Raw genomic sequence first — 16710 nt, 5'->3', positions numbered from 1 at the left:
AATGACCGATCGCTACGAACAGTCCATGATGGACAATCTCTATTGGTGGGGCGTGCCCACCTTGTTTCGCTGCCCCAACGAGGGTCCCGAGGGTCAGGACATCGCGCTGGTAGGCGTGCCGCATTCCACCGGTAACGGTACGACCGAGCGGGATCAGCATCTGGGCCCGCGCGCCTTACGTCATGTCTCGGCCGTGCAACGGCGGGTGCATTCGGTGTTTGGGATCGACCCGTGGAACAGCGCGCGAATTGCCGATGTGGGCGACGTGCCGTTTCCCCGTGCAAATGACAACGAGGATTGCATCGAGCGCATCACCCAGTTTTACAAGGGTATCGACGCGGCAGGCGCGCGGCCGGTGTCTGTTGGGGGCGATCATTCGATCACCGGCGGGATCGTGCAGGCGCTGGGCAACGGCAAGCTGGCGGGCGGAGAGCCGGTCAGTTTCCTGCATCTGGACGCACACACGGATGTGTTTACCAAGGTCGACCACTTTCTGGGCGCCAAGAAATCAGCGGCCCATTGGGGGGCGTATCTGGCAGATCAGGGGCAGGTCGATCCAACGCGGTCCATGCAGATCGGGCTACGGGGACACCCGCGCAGTCTGGATTGGCTGCAGCCGTCCTATGACTATGGCTACAACATCGTCACCATGCGCGATTTCCGCCAGCGCGGGCTGGAGGATGTGGTAGCGCAGACGCGCGAGGTTCTGGGTGACCGTCCGGTCTATATCACCTTCGATCTGGATTGCCTCGACCCGACTGTCGCGCCTGCCGTGTCCAATCTGGAACCCGGTGAGAAAGGGTTCGACATTGACGAAGCAGTCGGCATTCTGCGGGCTGCGCGAGGTCTGAACATCGTGGGCGGGGACGTCGTCTGCATGATGCCCACCAAGGATAGCCCCAACAATATCACCGCGCTGACGGCAGCAGCGGTGATGTTCGAGATGATCTCGATGATCGCAGAAAACGTCGGTTAGCGCCGCGCATCCACCGCCTGCGCCAAAACGCAGAGCAGTTCGAACATCAGCGAGATGCCCAGCCACGCCGTGCCGCCCTCGGGATCGAAGGGCGGTGCGACCTCGACGAGATCGGCACCAACCAGATTGATGCCCGCCATCTGGCGAACGACCTGCTGCGCCTGAAAACTGTTTGGTCCGCCGATTTCAGGCGTGCCGGTGCCTGGCGCATAAGTCGGGTCGACGAAGTCGATGTCATAGGTGCAATAGGTGGGCGCGGTGCCGACGATACTGCGCACTTCGGTCATGACGTCGTTGATACCGCGGTCGAACAGTTCCTCGATCCGGATGATGCGGATACCCTGTGCCTCACCCCATTCGATGTCTTCGGTGTTGTAGGCAGTGCCGCGAATGCCGACCTGCACAAAGCGTTTAGGGTCCACCAGCCCTTCCTCGATCGCGCGGCGGAAGGGGGTGCCGTGGGTGAATTTGTGACCGCCGAAATAGGTGTCGAAAAGGTCAGTGTGGCTGTCGAACTGGATCAGCCCCAGCGGACCGGATTTGGCCAGTGCACGCAGGACGGGCAGGGTTGTCAGGTGATCGCCCCCGGCGGTCAGCGGAGTGATGCCGCGCGCTGTCAGGTAGGCGTAGAAGTCGGTCACCCGCTCCAGCGTGTCCTGAATGTCCACCGGGTTCGGCGCGACATCCCCCAGATCGGCGCAGTTGACCATCGAAAAGGGTGCAACGCCAGTCACCGGATTCATTGCGCGGATCATCGTCGAATAATCCCGCAACTGTCGTGGCCCATGTCGGGCACCGGGGCGGTTGGTGGTGCCGCCGTCCCAAGGGATGCCGATCAGACCCAGCTCAACCTCGGCAATACGGTCGTGGTCCAGCCCCATGCTCGGCAAGCGCATGAAAGTGGGGATGCCAGCAAACCGCGCAAGCTCCATCGCCGAAACCGGCTGAAAAAACGAATTGGTCATGTGCTCCCCTCACTAGCTCTGAGCCGAGCCTAGCGGCAGATCTGTGACTTGCAAATGGGTTGGTGCGCTCGGATCAGGATGCGAAAGCGCTTGCGGGTTTCAGCGTCTTGTTCAGATGTCAGACATGCCGGGTGATGCGTGGCCAGAACCTCTTTGGTCTTTGCGCGCGCAGCAGACCGTGCGTCGGTTGCGCCTTCTTCCTGCCAAGTACGCGGCTCGTTCCGGTCGGCGTGGGACAGGTAGAAGTAATCCCGCTCCATCGCCTCATAGATATGCGTGCTACCAAGGACGTGACCGTTGCCTAGAACCAAACTGGCCTGCGTCTCGGCCAGCGATTGCGCCAGAAATCCGACTAGGGTCTCCGGAGCCGTAGCTCCGGCCTGTGCGGCGGTGATACAGGACACGGGGATGTTGTGGGCGACGCATTCATAGACCACATCCACCGCGTCTTCACGTAACGCAACGGAGAAATCACCGGGCTGATATGGGCTTTCAGAAAGGGGCGTTTAGCAAATTCGTCCGGTCCACCGGCCACGACATCCAGCATCTCGGCAATAGGCGCGACGGTTTCGGTCAAAGTGAACGAAGTGGTCACCGGTTTGGTCGTGTTGCGAACCAATGCATAGGCCGTGTTGATGTCCAGATCGCACACATCGGGCACATCCGTTGCCACGCAGTAGCGGGCAAACCAGCTTACATTGTCCAGCGTATCCTGCAACCGGGTGAAATCGTGCAGGTCGGCCAATGTGGACGGGCGGTAAACCCCGCTGTCGAGATCCAGGGTCTGCACGACCGCGCCTCCGGTACCAAAGAACACGCGATCACCGCCCACTTCGATCGAGCGGTTTTCATACCGGCATGGAGAGTAAACGTTTTGGCGGCTTTATCGACCAGCCGATCCTGTTCTCCGGGCTGTGCGCCAGCGGCCGTCAAGTCAGCGGTCAGCCGGTCAGGCACGTTGCTTATGCCCAGCTTCTCAAGCAGGCGCAGGGCGGTGTCGTAGATTTGCTCAAGCTCAGTTGGGGTCAGCGGTTTGAACGCGCGCCGCTTCTGACCCGGTGGGCAGGGATCGACCACATGTTTCGCCGCAAAGGGGTACTGCAAACTTCAGAAACCTCAAGCACAGTTTCGATTTTTTTAAACAACCACGGCCCCCATTTGTCGGTTCAACACGTTCTCCCGCAATACTTGCCTCGGACCAAAGGGAGCAGAGCCAATGAAGTCGCGGACCAAAGTGGTTGTGATCGGGGGCGGGATCGCTGGTTGTACGACGCTGTACTACCCGACGCAAGAGGGGTGGACGGATGTGGTTCTCGGCGAGTGGAATGATCTGACCTTGAGCACGACATGGCAATCGGCGGCACAGGTGAAGCACTTCGGCATGAACCAGACGATGGTGGGGCAGAAAACGTACTCGATCCAACTGTACAAAGATCTGGCAGAGGACCCAGACTATCCGATCAACCATCACCACAGGGATGGCGGCATCCGTCTGGCCAATACCGAAGCGCAGATGCAGGGTTATCGCCATTTTGCCTCGATGGTGCGTGGGATGGATGTGCAGTTCGAGGTGATTGATGCCGAGGAATGCGCCCGCCGTCATCCGCTGATCTCGACCGAGAACCTGATCGGCGGGCTATGGGACACGATGGATCGTGACATCGACCCGGCGCAGCTGTGTCAGGCGTTGGGCTGTCGCGCGCGCAAGGCCGGGGCCGAGGTTTATCGCAACACGCCGGTCGTTGGTCTGACCCAGTACAACGATGACATCTGGACCGTCCAGACCGAACACGGCGATATCGATTGTGACAAAGTGGTCAATGCCTGCGGCCATCGTGTGAACGAGGTTGACGCGATGATCGGGGTACATCATCCAGTCTATCACATAGGATATCAGTATTTCCTGGCCGAAGAAATCCTGGCCATCCGGGATGCAGGCCACAGGATACCTCTGCTGCGGTGTCCGATCAGTGACTATTACTGCAGGCAGGAAAAGAACGGCCTGCTGCTGGGGTTCCACGAACAGGATTGCAAGACATAGGGCATGGACGGGGTCGATCCGAATTTCGTCAACGCCCTGTGCCCGGATGATCTGGACCGTGTGACAGACATGCATGAAGGTGCTTTTGCCCGTATGCCCGCGCTGATGGAGGTCGGCGTCCACACCGTTGTCAACGGCCCGATCACCTATACGATTGATGGCGCGTCACTGGTCGGGCGGATCCCCGGCCAGCGCAACGCGTTCTGCATCATCGGTCTATGCGCCGGGTTGGGCGACGGTGGCGGTCACGGCTGGCTGCTGGCCCAGCAGATCGTGCAAGGTGAGACGTGTAACGACACGGGGTGTCTAGAGCCGCGGAGTTTCACCGGTCATGCGAATGTGGAGCTGACGGTACTGAAGGCCATAGAAGACTACCAAAACGAATTCCGCTTTCACTTCCCGCGCGAACACCGCTCCGCCGGGCGTCCTGCCAAGACGACGCTACTGTCTCCAGTGCTGGCGGCAGAAGGGACGGAATTCACTGTGGTCAATGGGTGGGAGAGGGTCGACTACATTAAGCCCACCCCTGATTTCTCGCCCACACTCAGTTTCGATTTTGACGAAACATTTGATCTGGTCGCGGCTGAGGTCGCCAATGTGCAAAACGGCGTAGGGCCGGCCGAGGTGAACGGGTTCAATCGGATCGAGATCACGGGCGCGTACAGGCACGCCTTTTTTGAACCGGATGTTCTGCGGCACCGTCACCCGGCGTGATGGCCGGGTTGGGCTGGGCTATCTGCTGAACCACCATGGCATGGTTAAGGCTGAGGCGACCATTGCCAACCTGCCTGCCAGCGACCGGGGCCCGGATCGGCTGTGGTACGGGTTCGCCGCCGCCAGTAAGTTTCACGACATGGACTGGCTGACTCAGCTCCTGCGGGAGGGAGAGGACGTGCAGCCGCGCAGCCTGACCAACTACCAGACCATTCTGGTGCTGGCTGGGGCCAAGGCGCGCGATGTTCTGTCCGCCTGTGCGCGCGGCGACCGGTCCGTTGAGGCTTTCCCGTGGCTCAGCGAGCGTGAATGTTTCGTCGGTATCGCACCGGCCACGGTGATGGGCGTCAGTTTCTTGGGCGAGCTTGCCTATGAAATCCATGTTCCCAACGCCTCGCTCTATGCCGCCTATTTGGCGTTGTGACAGGTCGGAGAGGCCCATGGTCTGGAACTGTTCGTTGCGCGGTCGGTTGAGTCCATTCGCATGGAAAAGAGCTTTCTGTATTGGAAAGCCGATCTGATCACGGAGATTGACCCGTTTGGAACCGGCCTCGATCGTTTTGTAAAACTGGACAAGAGCGCTTTTATCGGACGCGACGCGTTGCTGAGAAGACAGGTTGAGGGGCTACGCAAAAAGCTGGGCGCATTGCAAATTCACGCTTCGCGGCAACCCGCCAATCCCGAGGCCTCGTTGATGCAGGGCGAACAGGTCGTGGGCACGATCACCTCAGGCGATTGGGGGCATCGCACGGGCCTGAATTCGGCGCATGGCTTCGTGCAGCCCGATCTGGACGACATCGGAACTGAGATGGAGTTGAATTCCTGTGGCCATCGCGTACGTGCGACGGTTATCCCTCCGTCGCCCTATGATCCGGGGTTTGAACGTATGAGAGCGTGACCCCTCGGCCAACTTCATCATTGCCGTGTGCGTCAATCTTTGCTTGATTTGTTTAGAAGAAACCGAAACAACGGGTGTGCGGTGTCAAAATCTCTGAGCCTTCGCTGGCTGGAAGTTTTCCGGCTGGTCGCCAAATCGGGATCGATTCAACAGGTCGCGTCGGAAACGGGGTTGTCGATCAGCACCGTATCAAATCATCTGCGCAGTCTTGAGGGTGCGCTGGGCGTTGATCTGGTCGATCACGGGCGTCGCCCGATGGGGCTGACCCCGGCCGGTGAGGTATTTGCGCGCTATGTTCGCGATGGGCTGACGGTACTGAAACGGGGCGAGGCTGAAATTCGCTCGGGCAATTGGAGGCACGCAACGGATCTGCGATTGGCCCTTATCGACGATTTCGACAATCAGATCGCACCTGATCTGTTCCGTTTCTTGGCGCAGGCCCTGCCACGTTGCAGTTTTCGCCACTACACGCGCCCAAGCCATGAGATCATTGCCAATCTGCAAGAGCACAAATTGGATGCCGGTGTCGCGACCCGACCCTCGGACCGGACCGAAGGGTTGATCGAATACCCGCTGATGCGCGATCCGTTTATCGTAATCCTGCCCAACGCGTTCCACGGTACGCCAGAGGAACTGCTGAGGCCGGATGCGGAATTGCCATTGCTGCGCTATTCACGGGACTTTATGATTGGCAAGCAGATCGAAATTCAGCTGACCCGCAGCAAGTATAACCTGCCCAATCGATTCGAACTGGAGTGCAACCACTCGATCATCGGTCTGGTCGCCGAGGGCAGCGGCTGGGCGATCACAACAGCCGCCTGTTTCCACCGCGCGCAAAGGTTCCATGACAGCGTTCGGGCGCTTCCGTTTCCTGGGCGCAACTTTGTGCGAACGGTGTCCCTGTTCACAACCGAAGTTTATCCCGAAACGACTTCGAAGCTAATTCAGAAAGTGATGGCAAAGCTGATCCGTCAGCACTTCACCGACCCCATGGGAGAGGCCCACTCCTGGTTAAAGGATGATTTCCGGACCATGGAAGCCGAGGCTGCCTAGGTGCTGGCCGGTGGTCCGAGGGATTGACGCTCGACGATATGCGTGGCCAGTCGCGTGCTTGCGCCGGGGGTCCGATTTTCCAGCATATCGACCAGTGCCGCCGCTGCCCGGCGACCCATTTCCCGGTGAGGCACATGCACGGTTGTCAGCGCAGGGGCGGCGACGCGGGCCAGCTCGATATCATCAAACCCGGTGACCGACACGTCTTTTGGCACCTTCAACCCCATATCGCGCGCCCGGTGTAACGCACCGACTGCAAGGACATCGTTACCGCACAAGATCACCTTGGGTCGGATGCCCTGTGACATCAGTTTGGAAAAGGCCTCGGCTCCGTTTTCGATCTGATAGGGGGGGTCGAGGATCGTCAGATTTGACAATGAAAGACCGTTCTGCCGGGCCGCGTCTCGTATGCCTTCGATCCGTAGGCGTGCCCTTTCGTTGCCTGTGGTGATGTCGGAAATCACTCCGATCCGTTGGTGGCCCAGCCTGATCGCGCGGTTTGCCAGTTCGGCCATCGCTGCACGATTGTCAAAACCGACCGAGGCAATCTGCGTATACGCCATAAAGGACCACGCGTTCATCACCGGAATGTCGCGACGTGCGAGGTCCTTGTAAATCTTTGGATCGCGGTCATGTCCGATTGGCAGCACCCCATCCGCATCGTGCGCGACCAGTGTTCGAATTTTCTCTGCTTCAAGCTCGGGATCGTAGGCTGAGCTAGAAACCAGCACCGTGTAACCGTGCTGATGCAGTTCTTCCTGAAAGGCCTGCAGACCGCGCGCGAAAATTGCATTTTCCATAGTGGGAATGATCGCGCCGATCGTCCAGCTCCGCTTGACCGCCATCACCCGCGCAGCAAAGTTCGGCGTGTATCCCAGCCTGTCCACCGCCTTCAGTTCGCGCTGACGCGTCGCCTCGACCACCCGGTTGGGATCGTTCAGGTAGCGCGACACGGTTGCCGTCGAAACGCCTGCCAGTTTGGCGACATCAGCCAGAGCGGGGGTGGGGCAAAGTTTCGACATTTTCAAACCTGAGATTTGCTTTTTTCAATAAGCCTAAGCTCAAGTTATTATTAAGAAAAGTGGAAATGTAAGCTCTTGCATTTTGGGTGTATGCACTTACAAATCTGAGTGAGCTGATTCCGGGAAAAGGCCAGAGAATAGGATCCGAAACCATGCCTCGTGACTATTTAAAGAAAGCGACTTTGACGGCGCAATCCCATGCCTCCGAAGTGCATGATACGGTCAGGACTATCCTTGCCGATATCGAGGTGGGCGGCGATGCCAAGGCGCAGGAATACGCAGCCAAATTCGACAAGTTCGACGGCAACGTCCTGATGACACAGGACGAGATCGACGCCGCCATCGCGCGGGTCCCGGAGAAGCTGAAGACCGATATCCGCTTTGCCCACGATAACGTGCGCCGCTTTGCCGAAACGCAGAAGGCAACCGTGGCCGATGTACAGACCGAAATCGTTCCGGGGTTCGTTGCTGGTCAAAAAGCGATCCCGGTGGATGCGGCGGGCTGCTATGTGCCCGGTGGTCGCTATAGCCACATCGCCAGTGCGATTATGACCGTCACTACGGCCAAGGTCGCCGGATGTCGTCATATCACCGCCTGTTCTCCACCGCGTCCGGGTGAGGGCGTTGCGCCCGCGATTGTCTATGCTGCCCATATCTGTGGGGCGGACAGCATTCTGGCCATGGGCGGTGTGCAGGGCGTGGCCGCGATGACCTATGGGCTGTTCGGCCTGCCGCGAGCCAATATCCTTGTGGGTCCGGGCAATCAGTTCGTCGCCGAGGCCAAGCGTATTCTCTATGGCAAAGTTGGCATCGACATGATTGCAGGCCCTACCGACAGCCTGATTCTTGCCGACAGCAGCGCGGATGAGCATGTGGTGGCCACTGACTTGGTCAGTCAGGCCGAGCATGGGTACAATTCGCCTGTCTGGTTGGTGACGGATGACAGTGAATTGGCGCGGAAGGTTTTGGAACGGGTGCCGGTGCTCATCGACGATCTGCCCGAACTGAACCGCGAAAACGCCGCCGCCGCGTGGCGCGATTATGCCGAGGTGATCGTCTGTTCGGATCGTGAGGAAATGGCCACCTGTTCGGATGAATACGCCCCCGAGCATCTGACCGTTCAGGCCGAGGATCTGGATTGGTGGCTGGGCCGGCTGACCTGTTATGGGTCGCTGTTTCTGGGTGAGGAAACAACCGTGTCTTACGGCGACAAGGCCACCGGAACCAACCACGTGCTGCCGACCTCGGGCGCGGCCAGCTATACTGGGGGGCTAAGCGTCCATAAATACATGAAGATCGTCACCTGGCAGCGAGCCACGCGCGAAGGATCGAAGCCTGTCGCCGTCGCCACCGCCCGCATTTCCCGGCTTGAAGGGATGGAAGGCCACGCCCGTGCGGCGGATGTGCGTCTGGCCAAATACTTTCCCGACGAGCAGTTTGATCTGCACGCGGATGGGTAAACAACGAATGCCCTTCGATCCGTCCACGCGGGTGCCTCAGAGCTGGAAATGCGCATTGTCTTGCAGGACATCACTTTTTTCGGCACCGTATATATTTACGGCCGAGGATATCCGGCAGACCGCGCAGGTCATTTTGACGGCCGTCTGTGGGCCATGGCCCGGCAGAAACGGAGGGATTCATGTATAAGAAAATTCTTGTTCCAATGGCGCTGGACCACGGCATTTCACAGCACACGCTGGAAGTTGCCCGGGCGTTATCGGCAGAGGATAGCGAAATTGTTGCGCTGCATGTGTATGAAATGCCGCAAGGCTCGGTCAGTGCTTATCTGGACAAGGACGCCGTGGCCGATGGGTTTCGCGCGGCTGCCAGCCTGTTGCGTGAAAAGACCGAAGAACTGGAGGGCATCCAGCCCGAAATCGTCAAGGGCCACACCGCCCGGACCATTATCGACTATGCCAACAACAATGACTTCGACTGTATCGTCATTGGCTCGCACAAGCCTGGCCTCAGCGACTATTTCCTGGGCTCGACCGCGTCGCGAGTGGTCCGCCATGCCGGATGCGCCGTGCATGTGCATCGAAGGATCTGAATCAACAATCGCGCTCCCGGCGCCCCAAGCAGGACGGACAGACCGGATATGAACATAGACAAGAAGATCACGGATGATCTGGTCGCAAACGATATTTCGTTTGTCACCACAGTGCCGTGCAAGCAGTTGGCCGGGGTTATCGAAGAAATCGACCAGCGCGACGGTATTTATCACATCCCCTCGAACAAAGAAGACGAGGGCATGGGCCTGTGCGCGGGCGCATGGATGGGCGGAAAACGCCCGGCCATCATCATGCAGAACACGGCCATCGGGGTGACCATCAACACGCTGGCTACGCTGATCCAGTATTACCGGATGCCGCTGCCCATGCTGATTTCCTATCGCGGAGAGCTGCGCGAGCCCATCGCCTGTCAGGTGGAAATGGCCGTGCATACCAAGGCCCTGCTGGCGCAGCTGAATATTCCGACATACCACTTTCATCATCAGTCGGATGTGGCCGAGCTGGACGCGATCCTGAAATACACCTTCATGTGCAACAAGCCGGTCGCCATCCTGACCGACGCCAATTTCTGGGGAGGCTATGGCGACCAATGATCCGTTCCGAAATCCTGAAGGAAATCACCCCGATCCTGCGTGATCAACTGGTCGTCTGTAACATTGGCATCCCCAGCCAAGAGCTACACACGATCGACGATCAGCCCACCAATTTCTATATGCTGGGCACGATGGGGCTGGCCTCGTCCATTGGGCTCGGTTTGGCGCTGTCGCAGCCGAAGCCGGTGATCGTGATTGATGGGGACGGGTCTGTGCTTACCAATCTGGGCACGCTGCCAACCATCGCCAACAACGTGGCCGATAATTATATCCTGCTGATCATCGACAACGGCTCTTACGGGTCGACCGGGGATCAGCCGACCTATGCGGGGCGGAAGACCTCGCTGGCGAAAATGGCCGAGGCAGCGGGCTGTGACCGTGTGATTGAGTGTCCTGCCGAGGATACCGGTCGCGTGTTGCAAGAGGCGCTGGATGCTATGCAGATGACCATTATCGTCAGCAAATGTGAAAGCGGTAACGCCAAGATGCCGCCGATCACAATGGACCCGGTGGTGATCCGCGACCGGTTCATGAAGGCCGTTCAGGCCTGAGGAATTCAAGGCGCGGATGTGGTGTTCATTATCCGCGCCTCTGTGACGGTTTCACCTTGGCCTTTCCAATAGCTGCCCGAACCCTGAGACGGGTTCTTTGATGTCCAAAAGTTGCAGCGCTTGAAACAGCATCGTTTGATTTGAGCTGATCACCGGTTTGCCGACCGTCTCCTCAAGCCGGGCCAGAGCCTCAACACTGCGCATGTCGGTGCAGGACAGAACCAGCGCGTCAGCCTCGGGGTGATCCGCCGCCCGGCCCAGTTCGAAGACCGCCTCGGGGTACAATGCGCCCTGGCCTTCGTTGTCCAGTGCCTCGTTCACCTCGGAGCGCTGGATGGTCTCAAATCCCAGCTTGGCCAGAAAGCCAATCGCCATATCGTTGATCGCCGGAACATAGGGCGAGGCGAACCCGATGCGTCGGGCGCCGAGCGTGGTCAGAGCATGACTCAAAGCGCCAGCCGCAGTGACCGTCTTGGCTCCGCTTGCGGCGCTGATCCGGGCGGCTAGATCACGGTCAAACTCGGGGCCGTGGGTCAGGGTGGCCGAGGTGCATCCGTAGAAGACCACATCCGGCTTTGCCCCCATCAACAGGCGCAGGGGCTCGTCCAGATCGGCGGCCCCCAGATCGTGCATTTGCGCCTCGTCTGGTATTTCGTCCTCGTCATATCCACCCATCCGGGCCACGTGCAACGAAATGCCCGGAGGGGCCATCAGCGCCAGATCGGGCTCCAGATTGGTGTTGGTGAAGGGAACAAGAACCCCGAACCTTGCGCGGCCTCTGGACGTGCTCATGGCTGACCCTCCTGTTTCCATTGCGTCAGGATTTCTATTGCTGTTTCCATTAGGCCCTGCGAACCGACAGTCATGCGCAGGGTATGTGGCAGCCCCGCCCCACCCTGCGGGCGCAGGAAGACGCCCTCGGATCGTAGCCTTTGGTTTGCGCTTGCCGCAGCCTTGGGGCCGCCCATGTTCAACAACAGGAAGTTGGTGAAACTGGGGTAGGGGGCGAAGCCTGCATCCTTTAACGCGGTCGCCGCCTGATCGCGCAGAGCAGCCGTCATCGCGCAAGTCTCACGCATATAGGCGTCGTCCCGAACCGCTTCTGTGGCGGCGATTTGGGCGCTGGCGGGGATGTTGTTCGGGTTCATCACCTTGCGCAGTTCTTCGGCGATGCCCGGCGGGAACAACCCCCAACCGACGCGAAATCCGGCCATGCCATAGGCTTTGGAAAAGGTGCGTAGAACAACTGTGTTGCCTTCGGCGACCATATCAAAACACCGCTCACCCAGATGGTCTGAGAATTCACCATAGGCTTCGTCGATCACCAGCAGGATGTCGGGCCGTAATCCTTGCCGCAAACGGATGAGTTCGGATTTCGGGATGCGCGTTCCGGTTGGATTGCCCGGGTTCGCGACAAAGACAATCCCGGTGTCCGGTTGGACCGCTGCCAGCAAAGCATCGACGCTGACAGTGACATCCGTTTCCTGGGCAGTATCGAACCTCGCATTGGCCATGCACGCTGCCGTCTGAAAGAAAGGATAGGCATGGACCGGGGCCAGCACCGCCCGCTCCGGCCCCGAAAACACGCGGGCAAGGCAACCGATCAGATCAAGCGATCCGTTGCCGCACAAAATCCCATCCGCATCAATTTGGTGCAGGTCTGTCAGAGCGTTTCGCAGGTCCGTCCAATCCGGATCGGGATAGAGCATCGACGTCCCCATGGCCTGTGCCGCTGCCTCAAGTGCTTTGGGGCTGGGCGGGCGCAGGCTTTCGTTCTGGGATAATGAGATCAGGGTTTTGCCCTCGGGTGCGGCAAGGTCGGCCAGCGCATAGGGCGACATGCGCGCGATATGTGGGTGTGGGTAGGTCATGTCTGCCTCCGGTATTGGGTCCGGGCCATGCCTTGACTGATTAAGCCTGCGCGAAGGTCGTTCTGCACCGCGTTTTCCGAGCGTTCCTCAGGTCGACCGAACCCGCCCCCACCAGGCGTTTCGAACATCAGCGTTTCACCGGCCTTGATCCGAACCTCTCCTTTGCCGGGCAGTTGTCGGTTGCCGGGCTGCACGGTGATACGTCCGGGCGCACCGTCCAACCCACCATCACGACCGCAGGCGGGGTTCTTGAGCCGCTCGACCGACAGGAACAGCATAAGGTCCTGATCCTTGGATGCACTGAGTTCAATATGCTGCCCCAAACCGCCCCGCAGACGCCCGGCACCGCCGGAGTCTGCCCGCAGCTCGCGGCGATGAAATAAGACCGGTGCAACGGCTTCGGTGGTCTCGACCTGACTGCCCCAGACACCGCTGGGAAAAGCAGTGGCTGACAGGCCGTCCAACTGAGGGCGGGCGCCGGTGCCGCCATTGAACACAAGCTCCAGCGCAAAAAGGTCATCGCCCCTCTCAACCGCCTCGGGCGCATGGCGCAGGGGCAGGTCGTACATGCAGGATGCCCCCTCGGCCGGGACCTTACCGGGCAGGGCCTGAGACAGGCAGCCGTAGACCAGATCAGGTGTCATCTGTCCCAGCGTGTGCCGCATCGCGACCGGGGCCGGGGGCTGCGCGTTCAGGATACAACCCGCGGGGCCGGTCACCCGGAACGGATCGAGCGAGCCTGCATTGTTCGGGATATCCGCCCCGATGATGCAGCGCAGTGCAAATACGGAATAGGCCGTGGCATAGTTCAGCGGCACATTGATCCCCTTGCCGACGCAGGGCGCTGTGCCGTCGAAATCCAGCAGCAGGTGGTCGTCTGCAATGGTAAGGGCGGCGTGGAGTTCGATTTCGTCGTCGTAGCCATCAACCTTCAGCACATGGTGCCACGTGCCCTTGGGCAGGGCCGCGATGGCGTCCAGCGTACCGCGCCGAGAGGTGTCGATGATGTAATCCGACAGCGCATTCAGATTGGTGAGACCGAATTCCTGCATCATCTGCACCAGCCGGGTGGACCCGGCCTCACAACAGGCAATCAGAGCATAGATGTCGCCCTCATTGGCGATAGGCTCGCGTGAGTTGGCTTTGACGATGTCCAGCAGCAGCGCGTTGACCTCGCCCTGACTGACCAGTTTGCAGGGTGGGATCAGCAGGCCTTCGTCATAGATATCCGACCCTTCGGGCCCCATGCCCAACCCGCCCAGGTCGACCAGATGCGAGGTGCAGGCGGTGTAACCGATCACCGTGTCCTGATAAAACACCGGCATCATCAACAGAAAGTCATTCAGGTGCCCCGAGGCGATCCACGGGTCGTTGGTCATGTAGATGTCGCCGGGTTTCATTTCGCATTGGGCAAAACGCGCACACAGGGTTTTGACCGCTTCGGCCATGGTGTTGATATGCCCGGGCGTGCCGGTCACGGCTTGCGCCAGCATCCGGCCTTGTGCGTCGAAAATCCCGGCCGAGATATCGCCGCATTCACGCACAATCGGGCTAAAGGCGGCGCGGATCAGCGCTTGTCCCTGCTCCTCAACCACGGCCAAAAGCCGGTTCCACATCACCTGTAGGCGTGTATCTGACTGGATCATGCTTTGTCCTCCTCTTGCCGGGTCAGCCAGATATTACCCTGGCCGTCGACGGTGGCGCTGAAATCAGCACTGACGAAAGTGGTTGTTTGGGCTTCAACGATCAGTGCCGGGCCTTTGAGGGCCGCTCCGGGCGTCAGATCACCGCGGTTGAACACGCCAGCTGGGCGCCACGTCCCGGTGACGTCGCATAGGATCTGCCGGTGTTCGGTTGCCCCGGCGATGTGTTCCGTCGGGGTGTCAGGATAGGGCTCATGTGCGGGGGCGGGGGAGGAAACGGACAGCCCCCAGTTCAGGATTTCGATGGTCATGCCGGGCACGATCCGGCTGAACTGACGGCTGTATTCCGTTTCAAAGGCCTCTCGCAATTCAGTGAGGTCCGAGGCAGCCAAATCCCGGTCGGGCAAGCGGATTTCGATCTCGTGCCCTTGTCCGTGATACCGCATGTAAGCGATCCGACGTTGCAACAGCACGCCTTCGGGGGCTCCGGCGCGGACGACTTGTTCGGCCTCGGCCTGCATGGCGCCAAAGAAGTGGTTCAGCCCGTCGATGTCCAGACTGTCCAGGCGGGCATAGCGTGATCGGATGACCTCATAGGACACCGGCGCAAACAGGAAGCCAACTGCCGAGCCCACCCCCGGATCACGCGGGATAAGAACGCGCCGCATTTGGGCGCGTCGGGCCACGCGGGTGGCGTGCAGCGGGCCGTTGCCTCCGAAGGCGATTATCAACCGGTTGCTGAGGTCCTTGCCGGATTCGACCGCGTGCATCCGGCCTGCGCTGGCCATGCTTTCGTCGACAATTTCACTGACTGCAAAGGCGCTTTGATCCGGGCTGAGGCCAAGGGGGTCGCCCACATCCCGTGCCATCGCCTGTTGCGCCGCATTCTGATCGATCTGCAGCCGCCCTTCGGCAAATCGCCCCGGCTCGATCAGGCCCAGCGTCAGGTCGGCATCGGTGACCGTCGGCTTATCGCCGCCCTTGCCAAAGGCCGCAGGGCCGGGGTCTGACCCCGCGCTGTGCGGACCGACCTGAATACGGCCCAGACGATCGACACTTGCGATAGAGCCGCCTCCCGCTCCGATCTCGATCATCTCGATCACCGGAATGCGCACCGGCATCCCGGACCCTTTGATGAAGCGTTCGGCCCGCGAAATTTCAAACTTGCGCGCGGTTTGGGGGCGATAGTCGTCGATCAGGCACAGCTTGGCGGTGGTGCCGCCCATGTCAAAGGACAACACCTCGGTCTCGCCTGTGGCTTCGGCGATGCGTGCGGCCAATACGGCCCCCCCGGCCGGGCCGGATTCCACCAAACGGATCGGCAATCGGGCGGCGGTGTCCAGCGTGGTCATGCCGCCGCCTGCCGTCATCATCAGGATCGGGCAGGCCAACCCCATTTGCCGAAACCGGGCCTCAAAATCTTGCAGATACCCAGCCATCAATGGCTGCACATAGGCGTTGGCAATCGTGGTGCAGAGCCGGTCAAACTCGCGCGCTTCGGGGCTGACTTCGTGGCTGAGCGAGATGACTAAATCCGGCATATGCTGTGCCAACAGATCGCGCAGTGCCAGTTCATGTGCCGGGTTGGCATAGGCGTGCAGGAGGCAGACGGCGACGGCCTCGACCTCAAGTGCCCTAAGTTCGGCCACCAAGGGGCCGATACCAGCCTCGTTCAGTGGCTCCAACTCTTGCCCGCTGGCATCCATGCGCCCACCGATGGTTAGGGAATGGGTGCGCGGTACGATCAAGTCGGGTTTGACCAGATCGATGGAATACTGGCTATAGCGCCGCTCATACGCGATTTCGAGGATGTCGCGGAACCCTCGCGTGGTGATCGTGGCCGTGGTGGCCCCGCGGCGTTCGATCAGGGCGTTGGTGGCCAGCGTGGTGCCGTGGATGAACCCGGTTACTTGACGCCAGTCGGCGCCAGCGGCCTTAAGCACATGCGTGGCACCAGCAACCGCGCCAAGGGCGGGGCGATGCGGCGTGGTGGGTGTTTTGGTGGTCGCCACCACCCGAGATGCGCTGTCCAGCAGGACGGTATCGGTGAACGTACCGCCGATGTCGATTGCCATACGCAATCCAACTGTTTGATTCATAGGGGTATCAGCCTGAAAAGGTGGAACAGACCCGAAGGCGGGTCAGGTGAAGACGGACTGTTCCCCGCGGGTCAGGCGACCAGATCGCACCCGGTTTCGCGACGCATCATCGGTTGTCGAAGGTTGGCAGTCACTGCTTCAGTTCTCCGTCGTCTGATGACAACGAGATTGAGTCACAAAATGCGCATTCGTCAACACTTCTTTCAGGGCGCGTGGCAGTTTGGTGCAATTCTCTGAATTTGAGATGACGTTAGTTGAGGCGCATCCCACTC

14 protein-coding genes and 1 pseudogene are annotated in these 16710 nt (G+C 59.9%); 7 read left to right on the top strand and 8 right to left on the bottom strand.

All coding sequences use genetic code 11. The features are described from left to right. Position 1 precedes the first annotated feature (1 nt). The gene (locus GOW98_RS16275) at positions 2-976 is read left to right on the top strand and encodes an arginase family protein (protein ID WP_170333945.1); all 975 of its coding nucleotides are present in this window, start codon (positions 2-4) and stop codon (positions 974-976) included. On the opposite strand, the gene GOW98_RS16270 is transcribed toward GOW98_RS16275, so the two are convergent. From GOW98_RS16270 to GOW98_RS26320, 3 genes are read right to left on the bottom strand one after another with little or no spacing between them, the layout of a single operon-like run. Further along, positions 973-1941 carry an agmatinase gene (locus GOW98_RS16270; RefSeq protein ID WP_170333943.1) on the bottom strand — a complete coding sequence of 323 codons (969 nt, stop codon included), beginning with the start codon at positions 1939-1941 and terminating at the stop codon, positions 973-975. The genes GOW98_RS16275 and GOW98_RS16270 overlap by 4 nt on opposite strands. A gap of 29 nt (positions 1942-1970) precedes the next feature. Next, positions 1971-2345, bottom strand: a complete 375-nt coding sequence (locus tag GOW98_RS26325; RefSeq protein WP_367646856.1) for a trimethylamine methyltransferase family protein — start codon at positions 2343-2345, stop codon at positions 1971-1973. Beyond that, positions 2294-2758, bottom strand: a complete 465-nt coding sequence (locus GOW98_RS26320) for a trimethylamine methyltransferase family protein (protein WP_367646858.1) — start codon at positions 2756-2758, stop codon at positions 2294-2296. The genes GOW98_RS26325 and GOW98_RS26320 overlap by 52 nt, the downstream gene beginning before the upstream one ends. A 399-nt stretch (positions 2759-3157) precedes the next feature. Between GOW98_RS26320 and GOW98_RS16260 the strand changes: the two are divergent. Continuing rightward, positions 3158-5594, top strand: a pseudogene (locus tag GOW98_RS16260) (FAD-dependent oxidoreductase). A gap of 81 nt (positions 5595-5675) precedes the next feature. Continuing rightward, complete coding sequence (locus GOW98_RS16255; RefSeq protein WP_170333941.1) at positions 5676-6647, top strand: LysR family transcriptional regulator; 972 nt, start codon at positions 5676-5678, stop codon at positions 6645-6647. Here GOW98_RS16255 and GOW98_RS16250 read toward each other — a convergent pair. Further along, entirely contained in the window at positions 6644-7669 is a 1026-nt protein-coding gene (locus tag GOW98_RS16250; protein ID WP_170333939.1) for a LacI family DNA-binding transcriptional regulator, read from the bottom strand. The genes GOW98_RS16255 and GOW98_RS16250 overlap by 4 nt on opposite strands. A gap of 152 nt (positions 7670-7821) precedes the next feature. On the opposite strand from GOW98_RS16250, the gene hisD reads away from it, so the two are divergent. The 4 genes from hisD (at position 7822) to comE (ending at position 10825) form a co-directional block, all read left to right on the top strand. Continuing rightward, a complete protein-coding gene (gene hisD, locus GOW98_RS16245) occupies positions 7822-9129 on the top strand; it encodes a histidinol dehydrogenase (protein ID WP_170333937.1) in 1308 nt (435 codons plus the stop codon). A gap of 179 nt (positions 9130-9308) precedes the next feature. After that, complete coding sequence (locus GOW98_RS16240) at positions 9309-9719, top strand: universal stress protein (protein ID WP_170333935.1); 411 nt, start codon at positions 9309-9311, stop codon at positions 9717-9719. 48 nt (positions 9720-9767) lie between these two features. Then, a complete protein-coding gene (gene comD / locus GOW98_RS16235) occupies positions 9768-10274 on the top strand; it encodes a sulfopyruvate decarboxylase subunit alpha (RefSeq protein WP_170333932.1) in 507 nt (168 codons plus the stop codon). Further along, positions 10271-10825 (top strand): sulfopyruvate decarboxylase subunit beta, encoded by a 555-nt coding sequence (gene comE / locus GOW98_RS16230; RefSeq protein ID WP_170333930.1) that lies wholly within the window; start codon positions 10271-10273, stop codon positions 10823-10825. Before comD ends, comE begins: the two co-directional genes overlap by 4 nt. Positions 10826-10876: 51 nt before the next feature. Here the strand turns inward: comE and GOW98_RS16225 are convergent, their stop codons facing one another. The 4 genes from GOW98_RS16225 to GOW98_RS16210 are packed head-to-tail and all read right to left on the bottom strand — an operon-like array spanning position 10877 to position 16438. Further along, a complete protein-coding gene (locus GOW98_RS16225; RefSeq protein ID WP_170333928.1) occupies positions 10877-11617 on the bottom strand; it encodes a maleate cis-trans isomerase family protein in 741 nt (246 codons plus the stop codon). Next, a complete protein-coding gene (locus GOW98_RS16220; RefSeq protein ID WP_217359598.1) occupies positions 11614-12696 on the bottom strand; it encodes a pyridoxal phosphate-dependent aminotransferase in 1083 nt (360 codons plus the stop codon). The genes GOW98_RS16225 and GOW98_RS16220 overlap by 4 nt, the downstream gene beginning before the upstream one ends. After that, positions 12693-14342 carry a hydantoinase B/oxoprolinase family protein gene (locus GOW98_RS16215; RefSeq protein ID WP_170333926.1) on the bottom strand — a complete coding sequence of 550 codons (1650 nt, stop codon included), beginning with the start codon at positions 14340-14342 and terminating at the stop codon, positions 12693-12695. The genes GOW98_RS16220 and GOW98_RS16215 overlap by 4 nt, the downstream gene beginning before the upstream one ends. Then, a complete protein-coding gene (locus GOW98_RS16210; RefSeq protein ID WP_170333923.1) occupies positions 14339-16438 on the bottom strand; it encodes a hydantoinase/oxoprolinase family protein in 2100 nt (699 codons plus the stop codon). The genes GOW98_RS16215 and GOW98_RS16210 overlap by 4 nt, the downstream gene beginning before the upstream one ends. Positions 16439-16710 lie beyond the last annotated feature (272 nt).

Source organism: Ruegeria arenilitoris (genome assembly GCF_013032445.1).
Classification (GTDB): domain Bacteria; phylum Pseudomonadota; class Alphaproteobacteria; order Rhodobacterales; family Rhodobacteraceae; genus Ruegeria; species Ruegeria arenilitoris_F.
This window is presented reverse-complemented; position numbering and strand designations above follow the sequence as displayed.